The organism is Zobellella iuensis (assembly GCF_016746085.1).
GTDB classification, from domain to species: domain Bacteria; phylum Pseudomonadota; class Gammaproteobacteria; order Enterobacterales; family Aeromonadaceae; genus Oceanimonas; species Oceanimonas iuensis.
Window position 1 is genome coordinate 396,978 of the sequence record NZ_JAERTZ010000026.1, and the last position, 23,166, is coordinate 420,143.

The window sequence follows — 23,166 nt, forward strand, 5'->3', positions numbered from 1 at the left end:
ATAATGAAAAGAAGAGACAGACAGATGGCTAAAATGCTTAAAAACCTGGTCGCCGCCGGCGTACTGACCGCCCTCGCCGCCCCCGTGGCCCAGGCCGCCGACTACAGCGACGACATCCACAAGAACGACTACAAGTGGCTGCAGTTCAACCTGATGCGCAGCGAAGGCAACAAGATCCCCTTCGGCGCCCAGGACACCACCTACCTGGAAATGGAATTCGGCGGCCGCTCGGGCCTGTTCGATCTCTACGGTTACCTGGATGTGTTCGACATCTTCGACAGCAAGGGCGACGACCGCTACGGCGGCGACAACTTCTTCTTCAAGTTCGCGCCCCGCCTGTCCCTCGATGCCCTGACCAAGACCGATCTGTCCTTCGGCCCGGTGCAGGAACTTTACATCGCCACCGTCACCAACGTGGCCGACAGCGGTGCCTTCGGTGGCCTGTTCGAACATTACGTGGGCCTGGGCTCCGATATCCAGATGCCCTGGTTCGGCAAGATGGGGCTGAACCTCTACGGCCGCTATGTGCGCGAAAACTACGGCGCCCCGGACGAGGGCAAGTGGGACGGCTACATGCTGTCCACCAACTGGTTCAAGCCCTTCTACCATTTCGACAACGGCAGCTTCGTGGCCTACCAGGGCTACCTGGACTACAAATTCGGCGCCAGCACCATAGGTGCCGAGGCGGGCCGCACCAAGGACGCCCTGGAATGGTTCAACGGCATCTACTGGCATTCCGACCGCTACGCCGTGGGCTACGGCCTCAAGGCCTACAACAACATGGCCTTCTTCAAGGACGGCAGCGACGGCACCGGCTTCACCCAGGATACCTCAGGCGTGGGCCACTACTTCGCCGTCACCTACAAGTTCTGATAAGACAAAGGGGCCATTCGGCCCCTTCCCATTCAATCCCGGAAATTGTTGAACTGCAGCGGCTGCTCCAGCTCGCTCTGGCGCAGCAGGGCGATGACCTCCTGCAGTTCGTCGCGCTTCTTGCCGTTGACCCGCACCTGATCGCCCTGAATGGACGCCTGCACCTTGATCTTACTGTCCTTGATAAGCTTCACCAGCTTCTTGGCGAAGGCGCTGTCGATGCCCTGCTTGAACTCCACATCGAGGAAGTAGCGCTTGCCCGAATGTACCACCTTCCCTTCTTCCATCACATTGGTGTCCACATTACGCTTGATCAGCTTGGCGCGCAGTATGTCCAGCATCTGCTGCAGCTGGAACTCCGCATCGGCACCCAATTTGACCTTGCCGTCGTTCAGTTCAAAACTGGCTTCCACCCCGCGGAAATCGAAGCGGGTTTCCAGCTCGCGGTTGGCATTGTCCACCGCGTTACGGACCTCGTTCATCTCTACTTCAGAGACAATATCAAAAGACGGCATCTTGGCTCCTTTACTGCACTGTGGCGGCCGGTAAGGCCACAAAAAAAGTCGCTGGCATCGGCGGCGCTTCACGGCTACCGTATAGCTTCAAGTAGAAAGTGATAATAACAAATATCAGGGGAAGAGCGATGACAGAGTGGACCATTCTGGGGGCCGGCGCCTTGGGCTGCGTCATGGCCGGGCTGCTGCGCCGGCAGGGCGAGCCGGTCTCCTTGCTGTTGTCCGAGCGCCATCGCGGACACCTGCATCCCAGCCTGGACCTGATCACCCTGAGCGGTCGCCATCAACTCATCCACACCCGGCCGTGCTTCGCCGAGCAGGCCGGGCAGATCCGCTGCCTGCTGGTGGTGACCAAAGCCTACCAGGTGGTGGAAGCCCTGCAGGGATTGCACAAGTTACCGGAAAGCACCCCCATCATACTGCTGCACAATGGCCTGGGCGTGGCCGCGCAGGTACAGGCGCTGTATCCGCGCAACCCGCTGATTGCCGCTGTCAGCAGCCACGGCGCCATGAAAGAAGGCGACTGGCTGGTCCGCCATACCGGCAAGGGCGAAACCTGGCTGGGGCCCATCAATGCCGCGGCCGCCGGCCACGCCGGCCTGGTCTCGCCGCTGGCCGCCGCCCTGGGTCACGCCCAATGGAGTGAAGACATACTTCGCTTACAACACCAAAAACTCGCCATTAATGCCGTCATCAACCCGCTCACCGCCTGCCACAACATCCGCAACGGTCAGCTGCTGGAGCCGCGCTTTGCCGATGTGCTGGAACAATTGAGCGAAGAGGTGCATCAGGTGATGCTGAAACTGGGCGGGCAGGAGCAGCTGGACGATTTTCGGCGGCGCCTGCACAAGGTCATCGAGCTGACCGCCACCAACTACTCTTCCATGCACCAGGATCTGGCCCACGGCCGACGCACCGAAATCGACTACATCACCGGTTACGTGATCAACAACGCGAACGAACTTCCGGTCCCCGTGTGCCGGCAGCTGTATCGGGAAATACAGCGCCGCAGCGGCAAGCCTCCCCGGCGGCGAACCTCAAACGGATAAAGCCCTTACGGGCGATACACCTTCACATTGTCAAACCCCTGCTCCTTCAGGTGGATCGCCTGCAACCGGCTCATCACCCCCCGGGCGCAGTAGAGCAGATAGGTCTTGCCGGGATCCAGCTCGGAGAAATGATGCGCCAGTTTGAAGAACGGCATATGCACCACCTGGTGACCGGCCACCGCCAGCGGCGCATCTTCCTCTTCTTCCGGCGCACGGATATCGAGGATCACCTCTTCGGCATCCTCGCCCTTGCTGAACTCCACCTCCGGCAGCACCCAGGCCTTGGCCAGCTCGCGCACATCTTCCACGAAAGACGCCTGGATGGCGGTGTCGAGCACCCCGAAGTCGAAATTCGCCTCTTCCTGCTCCACCTTGGCCAAATCCGCCTTGATGGTCGGTTTTTGCGAAATCACGCCGCAATATTCCGGCATTTTTTCGGCATAGGCGGCAGTGCCTATCTGCCGGGCCACATCGATGATGTCCTGCTTGTCGGCGGCGATCAGCGGTCGCAGGATCAGGGTGTCGGTCACCCGGTCAATCACATTGAGGTTGGTCACCGTCTGGCTGGACACCTGGCCCATGGACTCGCCCGTTACCAGGGCGCCAATCGCCAGCTTCTCGGCCACGGCGGCGCCGGCACGCATCATCATGCGCTTGAGCACCACCCCCATATGGCCCTTGTCGATTTTCTCGAGGATTTCCGCTACCACCCCTTCGAAGGGCACGGAAATAAACTTAACCCGGTGTGAAGAGCCGTACTTCTGCCACAGGTAGTGCACCACTTCGCGCACCCCCGCCTCGTGCTCCTGCCCTCCCAGGTTGAAGAAGCAGTAATGCACCCGGCTGCCACGCTTGATGAACTGGTAGGAGGCCACCCCGGAGTCATAGCCACCGGACATCAGGCTGAGCACGCTCTCCTGGGTGGCAATCGGGAAACCGCCGAGCCCGGCGTGCTGTTCGCTCACCAGGAACAGACGATCACCGTCCAGCTCCAGGTTGACCTGCACCTCCGGATTCTTGAGGCGCACCCCGCCGGTTTCACACCGCTGGTTCAGGCCACCGCCCACATAGCGCTCTACATCCAGCGAACTGAACGGCTGCTGACCGCGACGCTTGGTCCGCACACAGAAGGTTTTGCCGGCCAGCTTGTCGCCGAACATCTCCACGGTCAGGGCCAGAATGTCATCCAGGGACTCGACCTTGCATTCCTTGACTTCCAGAAACCACTGAATGCCAGGGATGCAGGCCAGCGCCGACACCATGGCCTGGCGGTGCTCTTCGGTCATGATATTGGTGCGCACGATCAGCTTGTCCCAGTCGGCGCGGATCTTGACGTGCTCATCCACCGGCTTGAGCACATTGCGGATATTGCCCTGCAAGATCTTGCTCATGCGCTGACGCACCGACTTGCTCTTGATGGTGATTTCTGGGTGCAGCTTGATAATAAATTTCATAGTTCGGTACGTCCGGGACAACACAAAAACGAAAGCCCGGCATTATACAACAAAGCCGGGCTTTCGCTTAAAAAATAGCGGGAGCGCATCAATTCGCGGCGGGAGCCGTCAGGGGGCGTTCAACTCCAGCGGCGAGGTGAACTTGGGTTTGCCCTGGGAGATGGTGATTTCCACCCGCCGGTTGCGCCGCCGGTTTTCCGCCGAATCGTTGGGCTCCAGCGGGCGGGAATCCGCCAGGCCGATCACCGCCATGCGGCCATCGTCGAAGCCCTCCACCCGCAGCAGTTGATCCGCCACCGCCAGGGCCCGCTGGGCAGACAGCTCCCAGTTGGAGCGAAACAGCTCGTTGCTGGTCCGGATGTCATCGGTATGGCCGGACACCAGTATTTCGCCGGGCAGGTCATTGACCAGGCTGCCAATTTTGCGCACCACCGGCCAGAACTGGGGCTGCAAAAAGGCGGAGCCGGCCGGGAAAGAGGCATTTTCCTTGATGCGGATAATCACCTGCTGGCCCAGGGCTTCGATTTCAATGGCATCCTGCTCTATCGATGAACTCAGCTGTTCGGCCAGCTCCCGGGCCAGGGCCATGGTTTGCGGATCCGTCTGGGGAATGTCGGGGTCATCGCTGCCGCTCAGGTTGCCGCTTTCCCGACTTTGCCCGGCCGCCCTGTCCGACTCCCCGGGCTGAAAGTCCAGCTCGGCCAGGGTAGAGTCGGTCGTGTGCTGCATGATCACATCAATGGGGGTAGGTTGGGGCTGGCCCGGACGAAACTCGAGGGCGATCACCGAGGTGCCCTTGGGGATCTCGGACACCTCCAACTGGTTCTGTACCCCGAAAGCAAATTTCATGCTGCCGGCAATCTGCTTGAACTTGAGCACGTCCATTTCGGCAAAGGCCAGCAACAGCACGAAGAAGCTCATCAGAATGGTGGCCAGGTCGGCGAAGGTGGCCATCCAGGCCGGGGCGCCGGCCGGTCCCGCTTTTTTTTTCTTGCCGGCCACTATTCCTCCCTGGGCCGCTTGCTGTCGGCCAGGTAATTCTCCAGCAGGCTCTGCAATACCCGCGGATTCTGCCCGTCCTGGATGCCCAGGATGGCGTCGAGGATCAGGGTGCGGTTAAGGCGTTCTTCGCCCGAGCGCAGCTCGAGCTTGTCGGCGATCGGCAAGGCCACCATATTGGCCAGCATGGCGCCATACAGGGTGGTCAGCAGGGCAATCGCCATGGCCGGGCCTATGGCCTTGGGATCGTCCATATTGGCCAGCATGGCGACCAGGCCGATCAGGGTGCCTATCATCCCCATGGCCGGCGCCACATCGCCCAGTGACCGGAAAATACGCGCCCCTTCGGTTTGCCGTTCGGCGGTCAGATCGATGTCTTTTTCCAGCGCCGCCTTGACCACATTCTGCTCATGGCCATCCACCAGCATGTCCACGGCTTTTTGCAAAAACGGATTGGTGATGTTCGCCTCTTCCAATGCCAGGAATCCGCCCTTGCGCGCGGAGTCGGCCAGTTGCACCACCCGCTCGATCAGGTCTTCGGGCTTTTCCAGCTTGAACATGAACGCCTTGGCCGCCACCTTGGCCGCGCCCAGAAACTGGCCCAGGTTGAACTTCATCATCACCACGAACAGGGAGCCGACAAGCACAATAAAAATCGACGGCACGTCCACATACATGGTCATGCCGCCCCCCAGCACCATCGCCATGGCGATAAAGGCCATGGCACCGATCAATCCGATTAGTGTCGCCAGATCCAAAGCAGGGTCCTCATTGAGTGGTTGCGGGCATTAAAGGGCGCCAATATTACCCTGTCAGGACGCGCCTTGTCGCTTCCGTTGTTATCGGCCGGCTCAAAATTTCTTTAGCTCAAAACCCCGCCCGGGCCTCGCAGAGTATCTATATCTTTCGCCAAACCCCGAACGGGAATGTTACTATTGCCGACAATTTTGCTAGCCGAACCACAGAGGATCCCCGTGGCCACCAAAAAACCGGAAAACATGGATTTTGAAAGCGCCCTCACGGAACTGGAAAGCCTGGTCAACCAGCTGGAAGAGGGAGAGCTGAGCCTGGAGCAGGCCCTTAAGTCCTTCGAGCGGGGCATCCAGTTGGTACGGGCGGGTCAGCAGCGGCTGAGCCAGGCCGAGCAGCAGGTACAGATACTGCTGCAGCAGGAAGAAGAGCAACTGGTTGCGTTCAACCCCGGCCAGGAGGACATCAGGTGAGCTTTACCCTGCTGCAACAGCAATACGGCGAGCGGATATCGGGGGTATTGAGCCATGCCGTCGCAAGCCTGGACGACCTGGCGCCGGAGCTGAAGGCCGCCATGGAATACGGCCTGCTGCAGGGCGGCAAACGGGTGCGCCCCATGCTGGTGTATGCCAGCGGCGAACTGTTCGGCCATGTCAGTGCACCGGCCCTGGACGCCGCCGCCGCCGCCGTGGAATGCATCCACGCCTATTCGCTGATCCACGACGATCTGCCGGCCATGGACAACGACGACCTGCGCCGGGGCAAGCCCACGGTGCACAAGGCCTTCAACGAGGCCACCGCCATCCTCGCCGGCGACGCCCTGCAAACCCTGGCCTTTGAACTGCTCAGTAGTCACGGCGGCCACCAGCTCGGCGCCGAGCGCCGGCTGCGCATGGTGCAGGAGCTGGCCCGCGCGAGCGGCTATGGCGGCATGTGCGGTGGCCAGGCCCTGGACATCCGGTGTGAAGGCAAGGCCATTGACCAGGCTACACTTGAAACCCTGCATCGCCATAAAACCGGGGCCCTGATCCGCGCCGCGGTGCGCCTGGGGGCGCTCTGTGCCCAGGACGTGGACGAGCCCCAACTGGCGGCCCTGAGCCGTTATGCCGAGGCCATCGGCCTGGCCTTTCAGGTGCAGGACGACATTCTGGACATTACCGCCGACACCCAGACCCTGGGCAAGACCCAGGGCAAGGATCTGGTGCAACAAAAAAGCACCTACCCCGCCCTGCTCGGGCTGGACGGCGCCCGCCAACTGGCCGAACAACTGCTCGGGCAGGCCCAGGCGGCGCTGGCGGAGATTCCCTACAATACCCAAACACTGGAAGCATTCGCCCACTACATCGTCAAGCGCGAATTTTAGGGCGAGGATAATAATAAGCCTATGAGTCTGAATATTGCCGATTACCCGACCCTGGCGCTGGCCAACCTGCCGGACGAACTGCGCAGCCTGCCGCAAGACCGGCTGCCCGCCCTGTGCAACGAACTGAGGGCCTACCTGCTGCATTCGGTGAGCCGCAGCAGCGGCCACCTGGCCTCGGGCCTGGGCGTGGTAGAGCTGACGGTGGCGCTGCACTACGTCTACAACACCCCCTTCGACCGCCTGGTGTGGGACGTGGGCCACCAGGCCTATCCGCACAAGATCCTCACCGGCCGGCGCGAACGCATGACCAGCATCCGCCAGTACCAGGGCCTGCACCCCTTCCCCTGGCGGGAAGAGAGCGAATACGACACCCTGTCGGTGGGTCACTCCAGCACCAGTATCGGCGCCGCCTTAGGCATGGCCATCGCCGCCGATGACGAAAACCGGGGCCGCAAGGTGGTGGCGGTGATCGGCGACGGGGCCATGACCGCCGGTATGGCGTTCGAGGCCCTCAACCATGCGGGCGACATCCACAAAGACATGCTGGTGGTGCTCAACGACAACGAGATGTCCATCTCCGAAAACGTGGGCGCGCTCAACAACCACCTGGCGCGGATCATGTCCGGCTCCCTCTACAGCACCCTGCGCGAAGGGGGCAAGAAGGCGCTGGAAATGGTGCCGCCCATCAAGGAGCTGGCCCGCCGGGCCGAAGAGCACCTCAAGGGCATGGTGGTGCCCGGCACCCTGTTCGAGGAGTTCGGCTTCAATTACGTCGGCCCCATCGACGGCCACGACATCAACACCCTGGTGGACACCCTGCGCAACATGCGCAAGCTCAAGGGCCCCCAGTTCCTGCATGTGATGACCCGCAAGGGCAAGGGCTACCTGCCCGCCGAGCAGGATCCCATCGGCTACCACGGGGTGCCCAAGTTCGACCCCAACCACCATCAGTTGCCCAAGAGCGGCGGCGGCAGCCTCTCTTACTCCGCCATTTTCGGCAACTGGCTGTGCGACATGGCCAAGGTGGATCCGCGGCTGATGGCCATTACCCCGGCCATGCGCGAAGGCTCGGGCCTGGTGCGTTATTCCCGGGAATATCCCCAACGCTACTTCGACGTGGCCATTGCCGAGCAGCATGCGGTGACCCTGGCGGCGGGCCTGGCCATAGAAGGCAAAAAGCCGGTGGTGGCCATTTACTCCACCTTCCTGCAACGGGCCTACGATCAACTGATCCACGACGTGGCCCTGCAGCACCTGGATGTGCTGTTCGCCATCGACCGGGCCGGCATCGTCGGCGCCGACGGCCCCACCCACCAGGGCGCCTTCGATCTCGGCTTTTTACGCACCGTGCCCAACATGGTGATCATGACCCCCGCCGACGAAAACGAGTGCCGGCAGATGCTCTACACCGGCTACCAGCACCCGGGCCCGGCGGCGGTGCGCTACCCGCGCGGCAACGGCTGCGGCGTGGACATCGAAGAGCAGATGACGGCCCTGGAGCTGGGCAAGGGCCGGCTCATGCGCCAGGGTGCAGGAGTGGCCATGCTGAACTTCGGCACCTTGCTGGCAGAAGCGCAGCTTGCCGCCGAACGGCTGGATGCCACCCTGGTCGACATGCGCTTCGTCAAACCGCTGGATGAAGCCCTGCTGCTGTCGTTGCTGGATGACCACGAACTGCTGGTAACGATAGAGGAAAACGCCATCATGGGCGGCGCCGGCTCGGCGGTGAACGAGTGCCTGATGCGCCACAAACGGCCACGGCCGGTGCTGAACCTGGGCCTGCCGGATCGCTTTATCGAACAGGGCAGCCAGCAGCAGATCCTGGCCCTGCTGGGGCTGGACGCCGACGGCATGGTCAAGGCCATAGAGGCATATCGGCAACGCTGAAAGCGCGGGGCTGTAATAAAGGGGAGCCAGGCTCCCCTTTATTACATCTAGGGATAATGGGGCCCTCAGCCAAAGACGCCGATGGCGTTGAGAAACATTAGCACGATAAACACCGGGCTCAGGTAGCGGATGGTGAAGCGCCACAGCCGGTAGCCCGGGCCCCGGCCCAATTCCTGCTCGGTGGCGGTGCGGCTCATCACCCAGCCGGCGAACAGGGCGATAAAGAGCCCGGACAACGGCATGATCCAGCTGGAGGTGAGGTAGTCCAGGCCGCCGAAGAAGGTCTTGCCGAACAGGGTATGTTGCTCCCACAGGTTGAAGGAGAACACGGTGCCCAGGCTCAGCAGCCACATCAGTACCCCCGAGCCCAGGCAGGCCCGCGCCCGGCTGATGCGGTAGCGCCCGGTCAGCCAGGCCACCGCCGGCTCGATCAGCGAAATGGCCGAGGTCAGCGCCGCCACCGACAGCATCACGAAGAAGAGGGCGCCGAACAGCGCGCCCAGCGGCATCTGGCCGAAGGCGATGGGCAGGGTTACGAACAGCAGCCCGGGGCCGGCGCCCGGCTCCAGGCCGTTGGCGAACACCAGGGGGAAGATCACCATGCCCGCCAAGAGCGCCACCAGGGTGTCCAGCAGGCCGATGGTCAGCGCCGTTTTGGCGATGGACACCTTGCCGGGCAGGTAGGCGCCGTAGGTCATCATGCCGCCCCCGGCCAGGCTCAGGGTGAAGAAGGCGTGGCCCAGGGCCACCAGCACGCTGTTACCCGAGAGCTTGCCGAAGTCCGGGTTGAACAGGAATTCCAGCCCCTGCATAAAGTGGCCCGTGGTCATGGCGTAGCCCACCAGCACCAGCAGCAACAGGAAGAGCCCGGGCATCATCAGGTTGACCGCCCGCTCCAGCCCCTGCCGGACCCCCAGGGCGACAATGCCCAGGGTCAGTGCCAGCACCAGGCTGCCCCAGAAGATCAGGGTCAGCGGCGATCCCAGCAGGGCACCGAAGTGGGCGCCCACCTGCTCGCCGGAGGCGGCGTTGAAGGTGCCGGCGCCGGTGTCGAAGATATAGGCCACCGCCCAGCCGGCCACCACCACGTAGAAGCTGAGCAGCAAAAAGCCGGTGAGCACCCCCACCCAGCCGAGCCAGCGCCAGCGGGGCGACGCCCCCGCCTCCCCGGCCAGGGCGGCCATGGCATGGGGCGGGTTGTGGCGGCCGCGCCGGCCTATCATCACCTCGGCCATCAGCAGCGGTATGCCGATCACCAGGATGCAGGCCAGGTACACCAGCACGAAGGCGGCGCCGCCGTGCTCGCCGGTGATGTAGGGGAATTTCCAGATATTGCCGAGCCCCACCGCCGAGCCGGTGGCGGCCAGCACGAAGGCCATGCGGCCGGACCATTGGGGGCTGGCGGCGGTGGACGCGGCCACCTGGCCCAGGCCGCCGAGCGGCCGGGTCAGACTGTTGTTTTCCATAACGGTGTTCTCCTTGGGGGTAATGAGGTTGGTGGCCGGGCTCAGGTCACCGCGGTCAGTTTGCGGAACTCGGGCTGCTTCCACTCTTCCCGGCGCATCACCTCGGCCAGGGCCTGCACCGTGTCCCACAGATCCACGTAGCGGGTGTAGAGGGGGGTAAAGCCGAAGCGCAGTATGTCGGGGGCGCGGAAGTCGCCGATGATGTTGCGGGCGATCAGCGCCTGCATGATGGCGAAGCCCTGCTCATGGGTGAGCGACACCTGGCTGCCGCGCCGTTCGGCGTCCCGCGGCGAGGCGAGCCCGAAACCAAAGTCCCCGCAGTGCGACTCCACCAGCTCGATGAAGATCTCCCCCATCCGGCGGGACTTGGCGCGGATCTGCCCCATGTCGGCGGAAACCATCAGCTCCACCCCCACCTCCAGCACGCTGGTGGCCAGCACCCCGGTGGTGCCGCACAGGCCGCGCCGGATGCCGGCGGCCGGCTCGAATCTGTCCTGCATGGCGAAGGGATTGGCGTGGCCGAACCAGCCGCTCAGGGGCTGGCGGAAGTCCTCCTGGTGGCGGCGGGCCACGAACAGAAAACCGGGGGCGCCGGGGCCGCCGTTCAGGTACTTGTAGCCGCAGCCCACGGCGAAGTCGGCACCGGCTCCGTTCAGGTCTACCGGCACGGCGCCGGCACTGTGGCTCAGATCCCACAGCATGAGCGCGCCCACGGCCCGGGCCCGGGCGCTGAGGGCGGCCATGTCGAACATCTCGCCGGACTTGTAGTGCACATGGGTCAGCACCACCAGGGCGGTGTCTTCGTCGATAAGCGTTTCCAGCGCCTCCCGCGGCGCCGTTTCCAGCCGCACGCCGGGCCGGAACCGCTCCAGCCCCTGCAGGATGTAGAGATCCGTGGGGAAGTTGCCGGGTTCGGAGACGATCTTGCCGCGTCCCGGGCGCATCTCCAGCGCCGCCGCCGCCAGCTTGAACAGGTTGACCGAGGTGGAGTCGGCCACCACCACCTCGCCCCGCTCGGCACCGATCAGGCGGGCTATTTTGTCCCCCACCCGCTCGGGCAGGCTTATCCAGTCGTGGGTGTTCCAGCTGCGGATAAGGCCCCGGCCCCACTCCTGCTCCACCACCTCGGCGGCGCGCCGGCGGGCGGCCCCGGGCAGGGCGCCCAGGGAGTTGCCGTTCAGGTAGATAAGCCCCTCTTCCAGCTCGAACTGTTGCCGGTAAGGGGCCAGGGGATCGTCCCGATCCAGCCGGGCCAGATGGTCGCGGGTCAGGGTGGTCATGCTTCAATACTCCTTAGCAGGGCGCGCACGGGCGAGGCGTCCAGGTGCGCCAGTTTCAACGGGGGTGCTATCAGTTCGTAATGGCCGGGCTCGATGTCGTCCAGCACCAGCCCTTCCAGTATGGCCATGCGGTGATGCCAGACCCGCTGGTGGGCGTCCAGGGTCTTGGCGTCCTGGGGATCCAGCGAGGGGCTGTCGACCCCGATAAGGCGGGCGCCCCGCTCGGCCAGCAGATCGATGGTGGCAGCGGCCACGGCGGTAAAGTCCGCCCGCCATTGCTGATGGGGAAAGCGGCCGCAGGTTTTCAGCAGCACCCGCTCCAGCCGCGCCGGCAGCCCGGCGGGCAGGTCGCCGGGCTCCACCCGGCCGCGGGCATGGGTCAGGTCCAACACCAGGCAGGGGCCGACATAGGCCTCCAGCGCCACCTCGGCCATGGCCTGGCCCTCGGCGTGGTAATGCAGGGGCGCGTCGGCATGGGTGCCGGTGTGGGTGGACAGGCACAGCCGCGCCACGTTCACCGGGCAGCCGTTTTCCATCACCCAGCTCGGCTCGGCACCGTAGGGGGTGTCGCCCGGCCACACCGGTATGCCGGGACGCAGGGTTTGGGAAATGTCCCAGAGTCGGCTCATCGGTACTCCTCGTCAGATGCTGGTGCGAACCGCCCAGAGTTCGGGGAAAAAGGTCAGGTCCAGCGCCTTCACCAGGTAGGAAACGCCGCCGGTGCCGCCGGTGCCCTTCTTGTGGCCGATGATGCGCTCCACCGTCTTCATATGGCTGAAGCGCCATTTCTGGAAGTTGTATTCCATGTCCACCAGCTTCTCGGCCAGCTCGTACAGATCCCAGTGCTGCTCGGTATGGTGGTAAACCCGGGACCAGGCGGCCTCCACCTCGGCGCAGGCCTGGTAGGGCTGGGACCAGTCCCGCTCCAGGCAGTGGGCGGGCAGCGCGAAACCGCGCCGGTGCAGCAACTGCAGGCTGATGTCGTAGATGCTGGGGGCTGCCAGTATGGCGCTCAGGCGCCGGTAATGCTCCGGATGGGCCCGGTGGGCCTCCACCATGCGGGCGTTCTTGTTGCCGAGCAAAAACTCCAGCTCCCGGTACTGGTAGGACTGAAAACCCGAGCTCTGCCCCAGGCTGCCGCGAAAGCGGGCATAGTCGGCCGGGGTCATGGTCACCAGCACTTCCCAGGCCTTGATCAACTGCTCCTGGATGCGCGCCACCCGCGACAGCATCTTGAACGCCGGTTGCAGCTGGTCCCGGCGGATATGCTCGGCGGCGGCATGGGCCTCGTGCAGGCACAGCTTGATCCACAGCTCCGACACCTGGTGGATGACGATAAACAACATCTCATCGTGCTCGGCGGAGCGGGGCCGCTGGCAATGGAGCAGGGCGTCCAGATCCAGGTACTGGCCGTAGCTGAGGTCCTGTTGCCAGTGCACCCCTTCGTTGTCCAGATCCACCATGCCCTGGCGGGCGGTGATCGATTCCTTGCCGCGCATAACCAACATCCTGTTAACAATTGGAAGATAACTTGAGTTTACGCCGCCCCCGGCCTTGGTGTAAATTTCATTAAAATTCACTTTTCAATTAAATAAATTAATAGATGAGCGTTCGAGTCAGTACCCGGCATATGCAGATGATGGTGGCCCTGAGCGAGGCCGGCAGCCTGGTGGAAGCCGCCCAGTTGCTGGGCCTGACCCAGTCCGCCCTGAGCCACCGCATCAAGGAGGCGGAGCGGCTGCTCAACACCGAGCTGTTCTACCGCCAGCACAAGAAACTGGTGCCCACCAGCGCCGGCAAGCGGCTGCTGCATTCCTCCCGGCTGGTGCTGGCGGAGCTGGAGCGGGCCGAGGCCGATATCAACAAGCTGTCGGTGGGCATAGAGCACGTGGTGCGCCTGGGCAACGAGGCCTACGGCGGCTACCACTGGCTGCCCGCCTGCCTGGCCGCCTTCGGCCGGGAGCAGCCCAGCATCAGCGTGGAGATCATCCCCGATGTCTCCCTCGATCCTTACACCGCCCTGCGCACCGGGCGCATCGACCTGGCGCTGACCTCGGGCCAGCCGCCCGAGGGCTTCCAGTGCCGGCGGCTGTTCCGGGACGAGATGCGGCTGGTGCTGCCCGCGGGGCACGCACTGGCCGGGGAAGACTGGGTGAGCGCCGGGCAGGTGGCGGCCCACACCTACGTGACCTACCACACCCAGCCGGGCAAGGGACGGGAATACGAGCAGTTGTTCAGCCACTACCGGCTGTTGCCGGCCCGGGTGATCCGGGCCGGGGTGACCGAGGCGGTGATCGCCCTGGTGAAGGAAGGCTTCGGGCTGACCATCATGCCGGAGTGGGTGCTGGCGCCCTACCTGGCCCAGGGCGGGCTGAGCACGGTGCGGGTGACGGAAGAAGGGCTCCACCTGGACTGGCAGCTGCTGCTGCGCAGGGACGAGGCCCCCGACTCCCCCACCGCCCGCTTCGCCGACTGCCTGGCACGGGTGGCGCCGGGCACCCGTTGATCAGAGCGGTATCACCACCTTGGCCCAGAAGGCATCGCCTTCTGGCCGGTTTTCCACCGCAAACTCCTTCTGATATTTAAAGCTGACGGAGAAACCGGCGCCGCCGTCATACTTCAGCGAGGGGCCCATGGCCAGGGCCTGTCCCTTGCTGTTCTCCAGGGTGATGCCGTGCAGCTTGTCCTTGGTCAACTGCTTGTAGGCATAGCCGCCCATGCCCAGGATCCAGTGCGGGTTCAGGCCATAGCCCAGCGAATAGTCGGCGTGCAGCTCCTGGCCAGAGCGGTAGCGGCTGTCCGGGTTCCTGAAGTTGTAGTCGTACATCAACTTGATATCCCAGTTGAGCCCGCCGGATTGCATATAGCTCACCGCCGCCACCGGCTGGATGGTCCAGTGGTTGCGCCCGATATTGGCCAGATCGTTGGGGTTATAGCCGCCGGTGGGAGCGAATACGTCCAGCGACACCGCCGAGTGCAATTGCGGGCTATGGTGGTAGGCCAGCCCCAGGGCGGTGATGTCGATGTCCCCCAGCCCCTGCTTGCTCTGGTGCCTGCCGTTGACCATCAGGCTCAGATCCACCAGGGGGAGCAGCACCGCCGAAAACACCTGCCCGCCCAGCAGTTGCCGCTCGCTGACCCACAACAGCCGGGGGGCCAGCACGTTGGCTCTGAGCTTGAAATCCACCGGCAGGCGTTCACCGTCCGGGCCGTTCAGCCGGTTTGCCGAATAATGATTGGCATACAGCAACGGATAAAAACCGGCCGGCGGCAGCGCGCCCATGCCGAAGTTTTCCGCGCCCATGGGATAGATGGAGCCGCCGTTTTCGGTTGCCGATACCCAGGCCGGCGCCGCGGCGCCCAGCATCAGGACACACAGCAGCCGAGCCGCTCTTTTATTATTTTTTACCGTCGTCATCTGATCATCCTTATTCAGAACACCTTGCGGCCATGGTCAGGCTCATGGCCGCCTCCCTTTAAGCACTCCGGGCTTCCAGGGCGTTGAACTGGCCCTTGAAAAACAACATCGGCTCCCCCTGCTCGCAGCGAAATTCCTGTACCCGGCCGACGATCAACAGGTGATCGCCCAGGCAACGGGTAAACTCCACCTCGCACTCGAACTGGGTCAGGGTATTGGCCAACAAGGGCACCTGCCGTTGATTCAGGCGATACTCCACCCCCGAAAACTTGTCATCGCTGGCCCGGGCAAACTGCATGGCGAGATCTTCCTGCCCCTGGCACAACACGTTGACCGCGAAGGGCAGCCCTTCCTGGAAGGCGGCCAGGCTGGGGGAATTCAGCGACAGACTCCACAGGATCAGCGGAGGATCCAACGACAGGGAAGAGAAGGAGTTGGCGGTAATGCCCACCATGGCATCGCCCTCGCCGGGAGCAGTGACCACCGTAACCCCGGTGGCGAAATGCCCCATGGCGTTGCGCAAGGCCCGGGTATCCATGGCCGGCTGGAGGGGCTGTTCCGCCTTCAGTAAGGTAGTGGCGCTCGTCATCTTATGCTTCCTTCTTCAGGTGCTGGCCAATCAGGTAGCGGCACGCCTCGGGCGAGGTCCACCAGGGGAAGTAGTCGGGCGGGTTGTCGAAGCCGTTGGCGATCATGGCGGCCAGCTCCGGTGCCTGTTGTGCCGCCCCCAGCAGCTCGAGCAGGTGCGGCTCCGGCGGCCGCAACATGGTGTTGGTCCAGGTCACCACGTCTTCGGCATAGCTCCAGTAACGCTCGAAGGTCTGCTGCATCCACTCCGGGGTGAAGGGCTCATCGGCGCGGGCGATAATGGCATCCAGGTAGAGCTTGCTGCACTTGGCGGCGTTGTTGGAGCCCTGACCGGTAATGGGGTCGTTGACCACCACCGCATCGGCCATGCCGAAGATACAGCGTCCGGACGGCAGCCGGGCCACCGGCTTGCGAATGGTGGGCGGAAAGCGCCCGGCCAGGATGCCGTTGTCGTCGGTCAGTTCCAGGTGCCGGCAGCGGCCGGCCTGAGCCGGGGCAAAGCGGCGTACCAGCTCCAGGCTGCGCTGCAGGTGCTGTGCCGGCGTGGTCACGTCCTGCCAGCAATCCATGGGGCCGCCCGGAATGCCCTCGAACACCATGATTTCACAGGGTCCATTGACGGTCAGCGCCGGGAACACGAAGTATTCGCCGACCCCGGGCACCAGGTTGAAAGCCACCCGGGAAAAGGGCTCACTGGGCTCCATGCCCTTGACGTAGGTCAGGGCCAGGGCCCGCTGCGGCTTGTCGAAGGCGGAACGCTCCGCATCGCGCTCGAACAGCCGCACTATCTCGCCCTTGCCCGCCGCCAGCATCACCAGATCATGGCTGGCGGCCAGCTCTTCCAGGGTGTCGATGCCCGCGTCCAGCAGCACCAGCTCCCCGCCCTTCTGCTTGAACACCTCCATCCACCTGGGCATTTTCAGGCGCTGATCCACCGACTGGGCCGGTTTATCCAGCCTGGCCGCCCAGTCGATCAGGGTACTCCCCGCCGCCTCGGGATCCGGCACCGTCAGGCCGATCCCTTCCACCGGGGGGCATTCCTCCTCCCAGAAGTTCAGCCCCAGATCCCGCTCCGTCTGCAGGGCATTGTTGAACATGCACTGGCTGGACATCACCCGTCCGTTGGCGATCTCTTCCCCGCTGCGGTTGGAGACCAGGGTGACCCGGTAACCCTGATCCAGCAGACCGATCGCGGTCTGTAAACCGGACTGGCCGGCGCCCACAATGGCAATACGTCGTGTCATGACTGTTTCCTTGTCTGTGATTGAGAAATAAAGAACTACTCGGCCAACCGCGGTATCGCCGGTCGACTCTGCTCCGGCCCCATGGCCGAGTAGCCGCCGTCCACCGCATAGTCGGCCCCGGTGACAAAGCCGGCCTCGTCCGAACAGAGGAAGCACACCACATTGGCCACCTCCTCCGGCCGGCCCAGCCGCCCCAGCAGGTGGTAATCCGCCGCCACCCGGTCAGCCTTGGCGCTGTCTTCGCCGCTGAGTTCGGCAATCACCCGGGACCAGGTCCAGCCCGGCGACACCGAGTTCACCCGGATCCGCTCGGGCGCCAGATCCAGCGCCATGCAGCGGGTCAGGTGCAGCATGGCGGCCTTGCTGACCGGATAGAGCCAGCGGCCGGTCTGGGCCACCCTGGCGGAAATGCTGGTGAAGTTGACCACGGCCCCGCCGCCCCGGCGACGCATGGCCGGCAAGGCCGCCCGGGTGGCCATGGCGGCGCTGACCAGGTTGACGTCCAGCGCCGACAGCCAGGCGCTTCTGTCCGCCTGCAGGCCGTCGTCCTGGTAGCTGCAGGCCAGGTTGACGAGAAAGTCCACCCCGCCGAAGCGGGCCTCGGTCGCCTCCATGGCGTCGAGCAGCTGTTCATCCCGGGTGATGTCCGTGGCCAGGAACAACACCCGCTCGCCCAGCCGTTCGGCCAGCGCCTCCCCCTGGGCCCTGTCCACATCCAGCACCGCCACCCGGGCGCCCCGGGCCACCAGCTTTTCCACCAGCGCCTGGCCGATCAGGGTCGCCCCGCCGGTCACCACCGCCGTCTTGTTACTGAAATCGTGCATGTCGTCGCTCCCGCTCAGGCCTTGTCTTCGCTTTGCTGCCAGCTCGCCATCAGGGTGTTGGACGGCAAGGACTCGTCCAGCAGCTTGGCGGCGGTTTCCCGTCCGGCCACCGGCAAGCCGGTGGGATCCAGCAGGCCGACCTGTACCAGCAGGGAGGCCTGATCCCAGTAGATGTGTTCGTGGTAGAGCTTGTCGCCCCGGAACTTCACCACCGCCACAAACGGAATTTCCACGTAACGCCCGGTGGGCGCCACGCCCGGCAGCAGCCAGTCGATTTCACAGCTGTGGGTAAAGCTGAAGAGCAGCTCGTCCACAATCTGGGTGTCGCCGATGGTGCGGGAAATGGGCGTCAGCCGGGTGTCGGGCGGGTTGCTGTCGACGAAATGATGCTTGTAGAAACGGTAGAGCTGCTGGTAGCCGACGCCCCCCGTCATGGTGGGAATGTGGTTGACGTAGGGCTCGGCCACCATGGTGGCCATGGTGTCGTCCACATTGCGGGTATCGAACTCATACTCGCAGTGCTTGTCCCACAGCGCCGACAGATCGTAGTGCGGGCCTATGGCGCGCCGCAGCGCCGACACCGAGCGTTGATGGGCCATCAGGGCCGAGGGCTTGTGGTAATGGGGCGAGCCGGCCCGGGCAAAGGCATGATCCACGCCCGGATACAGGTAGAGTTCGGCGGCGTCGTTATGTTCGAAATGGCGGTAAATCGCCTCCCTGGCCTCGGCCGGACAGTATTCATCCTGGCCGGCAAAGTGCAGCACCAGCCGCCCCCGGATGCCCTCGGCCTCGTGCAGGTGCTGCTCTATGCCCATGCCGTAGTAGCCGATGGCGATGTCCACCGGGCAACGACAGGCGGCAAGGTAGGCCAGCCGGGCGCCCAGGCAGAACCCCAGCACGCCGATGCCGCCCTTGACCTCCGGCCGTCCTTTCAGGGTGGCAATGGCGGCTGCGATATCCTCGATGCCTTTGTCCTGATCAAACCCCTGGTACAGGCCGAAAGCCTGCGCGAAGTCTTCCGGGCTGTAACCGAGTTCGACCCCGGGCTGCTGGCGCCAGAACAAGTCGGGCGCCAATACCACATAGCCTTCTTCGGCGTAGTAATCGGCGATGTCGCGGATATTGGCGTTAACGCCGAAGATTTCCTGGGCCAGTATCAGGCCGGGACCGGATCCGGAGGCCGGTACCGCCAGATAACCGGAAAAGCTGCCGCTGCCGTCCCGGGCGCGAATATCAATTGAGCTACCCATCTTGTCTCTCCTTTGCCTTGATGTCGGGGTAGCTACATCCTAATAACAAAGATTCAACAATGCGGGCCGCTCAGTGCCGTGACTATCCGGTCAGCGCAGCTATCTGAGGTTGTTTTTATCGGCGAGCAAGGGCGCCAGGACGAGAGCAGATCCATTCCGTGCAGCCGGGATCCCTTCCCTGCACAAAAGCGCCCGCAATGATCCCCATCAAGGAAAAAGCACTTAATTTAACAATATTTAAACATGTACAATGTCATCTCGCCCGTGAGCCCGCGGCGGCACCTGCCGACACATCGATAAGGAGGTCTCTGTGTCATCTTTTCCCCCCGGTCCCCAAGGCTGGCTGAACGATCCCGAGCTGTTGCTGCTCGCCTCCCAGGATCCGGCGGAGGTGCAGCACACCATCGCCACCCTGTTCAAGCCCCATCGGCTGATCATCCCGGATGGCACCGACCGGCTCGATACCTGCCTGCACAGCATTCCACTGGGCCAGCTGTCCCTCAACCGGCTCAGTTACGGCAACGAAGTCTGTATCCAGCCCGGACGGCTGGACGACTTTTTCCTGATCCAGATGCCGCTCAAGGGGGCGGCGCAGATCCACGCCGGCACCCAGGACTTCCACTCCCAGGGGGACAGAGGGGCCATCATCAGTCCGACCCTGCCGTTGGACATGATCTGGAGCCAGGACTGCGACCAGATCATGCTGAAAATAGACCGGCAGAAACTGGAACAAAGCTGTAGCAGCTACCTGGGCCGCCCCATCAAGGCACCCCTGGTGTTCGACCTCTGCCTGAGCTGGCAATCGGACCTCTGCTGGCACGGCATGATGCAGTACCTCAGCCAAATGGTGAAACAGGCCGATTACCCCGCCTTGCTCAAAGGCCAGCTGGAACAACTCATTATCCATACCCTGCTGCTGACCCAGCCGCACAACTATTCCCAGGATTTAAACAAGGCCTCCTCGGTCGCACCGCGTCATGTAAAAAAGGTGGAGGACTATATTGACGCTCATGCGGAGCAGGACATCAGTCCGGCCATGCTGGCCGAGCTGGCGGGAGTCAGCCTGAGGACCCTGTATAGCGGCTTCAGGAGTTTCAGGAATATCACGCCGATGGAGCACTTGAGAAACGTCCGGCTGCACCGTGTCAGAAAAGAGCTGCTCGAGGCGGCAACCAGCCGCTCCATTACCGACATCGCCACCTATTGGGGATTCGGTCATATGGGCAGGTTCAGCGCCGAATATAAAAAGCTGTTCGGTGAAAACCCGAACGAAACCAGAAGAAAAGCCTGAACCGGCGGCAACAGGGAGCAGAAAAACAGCCCGCACCGGGGTGCGGGCTGTGCTGCCATCACAGCAACATGGTCACCAGGCTGCCTTTCCAGCTCAGCAGCACCAGGGTCACCAGGGTCGCCAGCAGGAAGGGCAGCAGGGCGCGGAAGATGCTCAGGGGGGAGGCGCCGGTCATGGAGGAGGCGATAAAGAGCCCGGCGCCCACCGGCGGGGTCAGCAGGCCCATCACCAGGGTCAGGCACACCACCACCCCGAACTGATAGGGGCTGATGCCGAACTGCAGCTGGGCGATGGGCAGCAGTATGGGCACCACCAGGATCAGGGCGGCGATACCGTCGAGCACCATGCCTACCAGCAGCAGTATGCCCACCACCATCAGCAGGAACACGAAGGGATCCGAGGTCTGCTCGGCGATCCAGGCGGCGGCGCCCTGGGGTATTTCCTCGAACACTATCACCCAGCCGAACACTCCGGCCGCCGCGATCAGCAGGATCACCATGCCGGAGTTGATGGCGGTACGCTGGAGGATGCCGAACAGGTGGGAGAACTGCAGATCCTTGTACACGAACTTGCCGATCAGCAAGGCACCCAACGACGCCAGCGCCGCCGACTCGGTCGGGGTGGCCAGGCCGGTGAGGATGCCGCCGATGATCAGCACCGGGATCAATCCTGCCGGCAGCCCCATCAGCAGGTATTCCAGGGCCTGCTTGCGGTCGGGCCAGTCCCCTTTCGGGTACTGGTGGACCAGCCCCATCAGGCTGATGACCAGGAAGAACAGCAACGACATGATAAGCCCGGGGATGATGCCGGCGATAAACATCTCGGCGATGGGCACCTGGGCCAGTACCCCGAACAGCACGAACAGCATGGACGGGGGAATGATGGGCGACAGCAGGCCGCCGGCGGCGGTAATGGCCGCCGAGAAGGGCTTGTCGTAGCCTTCCTTCTCCATCGCCGGCACCATAGCCCGGGACATGATGGCGATCTGCGACGCCGCCGAGCCCATGATGGCCGCCATCATCATATTGGCCACCAGGTTGATATAGGCAAGTCCCCCCCTAAAGCCGCCCACCAGGATCCGCGCCAGGTTGATCAGCCGCTTGGTCAGGCCGCCTTCGTTCATCAGCTCGCCGGCCAGCATAAAGAGGGGAATGGCCAGCAGGCCATAGCTCTCGATGGCCCCGAACAGCTGCTGGGGATAGGAAGCAAACAGCACGGTACTGCCGGAAGAACCGATATACCAGATGGCGGTCAACGCCAACACCAGGGCGATGGGCACCGCGGTAAACAGCAGTACCAGGAATACAACCAGGGTCATGTGGGCTCTCCCGTCATTGTCTGTTGCGAACCGCTCAGGCTGTCAAACAGGTTGAGCAGGGCATGCATTCCCAGGGACAGGGAGAACACCGGCAGCACCAGCCAGACCCAGAACTTTTTGATGCCCAGGGTATTGGTGTTTTCCGCATACATAAAATTGAAGGTTTCCGACTGAAAGGCCTGAAAATCGAACCCGGCCTGTATCAGGGCCAGGGGGCTGTACCAACGCCAGCACAGCACAAAGAGGATCAGGGCAAAGCCCAATATCATCAGGTCACTGAACACCGTCAGCCAGCGCCGCAGGGCGACCGGCAGCAGGTCGGTGAGGATGGTAACGGAAACACCCCGGCGCTTTTTCAAGACCGCCGAGGTGCTGATAAAGGTCATCCATACCATGCAGTAGATGGCCAGTTCGTCCACCCAGTAGATCGCCTGCCCCATGGCCCGGGTGACGATATTGAGCAGCACCAGCAAGGTGACGGCCCCGGCCAGCAAGGCCGCGACCGTCATTTCCGCCGACGCTACCTTATCCGATATGCGCTTAAGCATTACTCCACTCTCCCCGGCCCCGGCATGAGCTGCCGGGGCCTCTTTTGTTACAAATCGGCTCAGCTGCCCTTGACGTCCTGGGCAGCCTGGCGCAGTCCGTCCAGCGCCTTGGCCTTCTTGGACCAGGTGGCTTCCCAGCGCTGGATGGCATCGGCGAAGGTGGCGCGATCCGCCTCGACTATCTGGATGTTCAGATCACGCAGTTGCTGCTCCTGATCCCGCTCCTGTTGCCGGAACTGATCGATCACCTTGTCCAGCTGGGCCTTCATCAGGGTCTGGATCAGCGTCTTGTCGTCATCGCTCAGCTCGCGCCATACCCGGCCGGACACCACGCCCACCATGGGGAACATCATGTGGTTGGACAGCAGCAGGTGGTTGGCCCGCTCGTAGAATTTCAGCACCAGGATGGAGTCGAAATCCATGTCGATGGCATCGACCTGGCCGTTGGCCAGGGCGTCGTACACGCCGGGCAGGGGCAGCGGCGTGGGCGCCGAGCCCAGGGCGGTATAGAAGTCGCGGATGGGCTCGAAGGGGGTGATGCGCAGTTTCTTGCCCTTCAGATCCCCGGGGCCTTCCACCGCGGCCCGGCTCAGCACCTGGCGCATGCCGGCCATGCCGTAGCCGATGCCCACCACGCCGACGCTGCCCGGCAGTTGATCCAGCAAGCGGGAAGCCGCGTCCGACTGCAGCAGGGCGGCGGCCTGATCGATGTCCTCCACCAGGTAGGGGGCATAAAGGGCGCCGAAGTCGGGCACCCGGTTGGAGATCTCGGCGATGGTCAGGAAGGCCATGTCCAGGGCGCCGGTTTGCAGCTGTTGCACCATCTGGGCTTCGTTGCCCAGTTGCTGGGAGGGAAATACCGACACCCTATGCTGGCCGTGGGACTGATCGCGCAGCTCCTGGGCGAAGTCGGTGGCCGCCTGGGTCCAGATATGGGCCGGCGGGGTGATAAGGCCGAGGCGGAAATCCCGGGCCTGGGCGGTGACGGAACCCAGTGCCAGGCCGGCGGCCGCTACCAGGGTGAGTGCTGTTTTGAATCTGGTCATGTT

At 63.4% G+C, this 23,166-nt stretch carries 23 protein-coding genes; 7 read left to right on the forward strand and 16 right to left on the reverse strand.

Translation table 11 applies throughout. The features are described 5' to 3' along the window. Positions 1-24 precede the first annotated feature (24 nt). Entirely contained in the window at positions 25-873 is an 849-nt protein-coding gene (locus JKV55_RS15840; RefSeq protein WP_202087750.1) for a nucleoside-specific channel-forming Tsx family protein, read from the forward strand. 32 nt (positions 874-905) lie between these two features. On the opposite strand, the gene JKV55_RS15845 is transcribed toward JKV55_RS15840, so the two are convergent. Beyond that, positions 906-1,388, reverse strand: coding sequence for a YajQ family cyclic di-GMP-binding protein (locus JKV55_RS15845; protein ID WP_202087753.1), 483 nt, complete (start codon positions 1,386-1,388; stop codon positions 906-908). A 128-nt stretch (positions 1,389-1,516) separates the two neighbouring features. Here JKV55_RS15845 and JKV55_RS15850 point away from each other — a divergent pair, with 128 nt between their 5' ends. Further along, positions 1,517-2,437 carry a ketopantoate reductase family protein gene (locus JKV55_RS15850; RefSeq protein ID WP_202087755.1) on the forward strand — a complete coding sequence of 307 codons (921 nt, stop codon included), beginning with the start codon at positions 1,517-1,519 and terminating at the stop codon, positions 2,435-2,437. Positions 2,438-2,442: 5 nt separating this feature from the next. Here JKV55_RS15850 and thiI read toward each other — a convergent pair whose 3' ends face one another. The 3 genes from thiI to pomA all read right to left on the reverse strand — a co-directional run bounded on the left by thiI (position 2,443) and on the right by pomA (position 5,648). Further along, positions 2,443-3,891 carry a tRNA uracil 4-sulfurtransferase ThiI gene (gene thiI / locus JKV55_RS15855; RefSeq protein ID WP_202087756.1) on the reverse strand — a complete coding sequence of 483 codons (1,449 nt, stop codon included), beginning with the start codon at positions 3,889-3,891 and terminating at the stop codon, positions 2,443-2,445. A gap of 108 nt (positions 3,892-3,999) precedes the next feature. After that, the gene (locus tag JKV55_RS15860) at positions 4,000-4,845 is read right to left on the reverse strand and encodes a flagellar motor protein MotB (RefSeq protein ID WP_237332938.1); all 846 of its coding nucleotides are present in this window, start codon (positions 4,843-4,845) and stop codon (positions 4,000-4,002) included. A 47-nt stretch (positions 4,846-4,892) separates the two neighbouring features. Beyond that, positions 4,893-5,648 (reverse strand): flagellar motor protein PomA, encoded by a 756-nt coding sequence (gene pomA, locus JKV55_RS15865; protein ID WP_202087758.1) that lies wholly within the window; start codon positions 5,646-5,648, stop codon positions 4,893-4,895. Positions 5,649-5,864: 216 nt separating this feature from the next. Here pomA and xseB point away from each other — a divergent pair, with 216 nt between their 5' ends. The 3 genes from xseB to dxs are packed head-to-tail and all read left to right on the forward strand — an operon-like array spanning position 5,865 to position 8,890. Next, positions 5,865-6,113 (forward strand): exodeoxyribonuclease VII small subunit, encoded by a 249-nt coding sequence (gene xseB, locus JKV55_RS15870; protein ID WP_202087759.1) that lies wholly within the window; start codon positions 5,865-5,867, stop codon positions 6,111-6,113. After that, positions 6,110-7,003 (forward strand): (2E,6E)-farnesyl diphosphate synthase, encoded by an 894-nt coding sequence (ispA, locus tag JKV55_RS15875; protein ID WP_202087760.1) that lies wholly within the window; start codon positions 6,110-6,112, stop codon positions 7,001-7,003. Before xseB ends, ispA begins: the two co-directional genes overlap by 4 nt. 21 nt (positions 7,004-7,024) lie before the next feature. After that, complete coding sequence (gene dxs / locus JKV55_RS15880) at positions 7,025-8,890, forward strand: 1-deoxy-D-xylulose-5-phosphate synthase (RefSeq protein WP_202087761.1); 1,866 nt, start codon at positions 7,025-7,027, stop codon at positions 8,888-8,890. A gap of 65 nt (positions 8,891-8,955) precedes the next feature. Here dxs and JKV55_RS15885 read toward each other — a convergent pair whose 3' ends face one another. From JKV55_RS15885 to kynA, 4 genes are read right to left on the reverse strand one after another with little or no spacing between them, the layout of a single operon-like run. Then, the gene (locus tag JKV55_RS15885; protein ID WP_202087762.1) at positions 8,956-10,356 is read right to left on the reverse strand and encodes a sodium-dependent transporter; all 1,401 of its coding nucleotides are present in this window, start codon (positions 10,354-10,356) and stop codon (positions 8,956-8,958) included. A gap of 41 nt (positions 10,357-10,397) precedes the next feature. After that, positions 10,398-11,636 carry a kynureninase gene (kynU, locus tag JKV55_RS15890; protein WP_202087763.1) on the reverse strand — a complete coding sequence of 413 codons (1,239 nt, stop codon included), beginning with the start codon at positions 11,634-11,636 and terminating at the stop codon, positions 10,398-10,400. Next, positions 11,633-12,265 carry an arylformamidase gene (gene kynB / locus JKV55_RS15895; RefSeq protein WP_202087764.1) on the reverse strand — a complete coding sequence of 211 codons (633 nt, stop codon included), beginning with the start codon at positions 12,263-12,265 and terminating at the stop codon, positions 11,633-11,635. Before kynB ends, kynU begins: the two co-directional genes overlap by 4 nt. A 12-nt stretch (positions 12,266-12,277) precedes the next feature. Beyond that, positions 12,278-13,135 carry a tryptophan 2,3-dioxygenase gene (kynA, locus tag JKV55_RS15900; RefSeq protein ID WP_202087771.1) on the reverse strand — a complete coding sequence of 286 codons (858 nt, stop codon included), beginning with the start codon at positions 13,133-13,135 and terminating at the stop codon, positions 12,278-12,280. 104 nt (positions 13,136-13,239) lie between these two features. On the opposite strand from kynA, the gene JKV55_RS15905 reads away from it, so the two are divergent. Beyond that, positions 13,240-14,142, forward strand: a complete 903-nt coding sequence (locus tag JKV55_RS15905) for a LysR family transcriptional regulator (RefSeq protein WP_202087772.1) — start codon at positions 13,240-13,242, stop codon at positions 14,140-14,142. On the opposite strand, the gene JKV55_RS15910 is transcribed toward JKV55_RS15905, so the two are convergent. The 5 genes from JKV55_RS15910 to JKV55_RS15930 are packed head-to-tail and all read right to left on the reverse strand — an operon-like array spanning position 14,143 to position 18,960. Further along, entirely contained in the window at positions 14,143-15,054 is a 912-nt protein-coding gene (locus JKV55_RS15910) for a SphA family protein (protein WP_202087773.1), read from the reverse strand. A gap of 58 nt (positions 15,055-15,112) precedes the next feature. Then, complete coding sequence (locus tag JKV55_RS15915) at positions 15,113-15,643, reverse strand: flavin reductase family protein (RefSeq protein WP_202087774.1); 531 nt, start codon at positions 15,641-15,643, stop codon at positions 15,113-15,115. Between the two features lies 1 nt (position 15,644). Continuing rightward, complete coding sequence (locus JKV55_RS15920) at positions 15,645-16,886, reverse strand: styrene monooxygenase/indole monooxygenase family protein (RefSeq protein WP_202087775.1); 1,242 nt, start codon at positions 16,884-16,886, stop codon at positions 15,645-15,647. 35 nt (positions 16,887-16,921) lie between these two features. Then, on the reverse strand, positions 16,922-17,710 hold the full coding sequence (locus JKV55_RS15925) for an SDR family oxidoreductase (protein ID WP_202087776.1): 789 nt from the start codon (positions 17,708-17,710) through the stop codon (positions 16,922-16,924). Positions 17,711-17,724: 14 nt separating this feature from the next. Next, positions 17,725-18,960 carry a dienelactone hydrolase family protein gene (locus JKV55_RS15930; protein ID WP_202087778.1) on the reverse strand — a complete coding sequence of 412 codons (1,236 nt, stop codon included), beginning with the start codon at positions 18,958-18,960 and terminating at the stop codon, positions 17,725-17,727. Positions 18,961-19,270: 310 nt separating this feature from the next. Here JKV55_RS15930 and JKV55_RS15935 point away from each other — a divergent pair, with 310 nt between their 5' ends. Next, a complete protein-coding gene (locus JKV55_RS15935; RefSeq protein ID WP_202087781.1) occupies positions 19,271-20,251 on the forward strand; it encodes an AraC family transcriptional regulator in 981 nt (326 codons plus the stop codon). 58 nt (positions 20,252-20,309) lie between these two features. On the opposite strand, the gene JKV55_RS15940 is transcribed toward JKV55_RS15935, so the two are convergent. The 3 genes from JKV55_RS15940 to JKV55_RS15950 are packed head-to-tail and all read right to left on the reverse strand — an operon-like array spanning position 20,310 to position 23,163. Then, positions 20,310-21,569, reverse strand: a complete 1,260-nt coding sequence (locus tag JKV55_RS15940; protein ID WP_202087783.1) for a TRAP transporter large permease — start codon at positions 21,567-21,569, stop codon at positions 20,310-20,312. After that, the gene (locus JKV55_RS15945; RefSeq protein ID WP_202087785.1) at positions 21,566-22,117 is read right to left on the reverse strand and encodes a TRAP transporter small permease; all 552 of its coding nucleotides are present in this window, start codon (positions 22,115-22,117) and stop codon (positions 21,566-21,568) included. Before JKV55_RS15945 ends, JKV55_RS15940 begins: the two co-directional genes overlap by 4 nt. 59 nt (positions 22,118-22,176) lie before the next feature. Continuing rightward, positions 22,177-23,163, reverse strand: coding sequence for a TRAP transporter substrate-binding protein (locus JKV55_RS15950; RefSeq protein ID WP_202087787.1), 987 nt, complete (start codon positions 23,161-23,163; stop codon positions 22,177-22,179). Between the last annotated feature and the right edge of the window lie 3 nt (positions 23,164-23,166).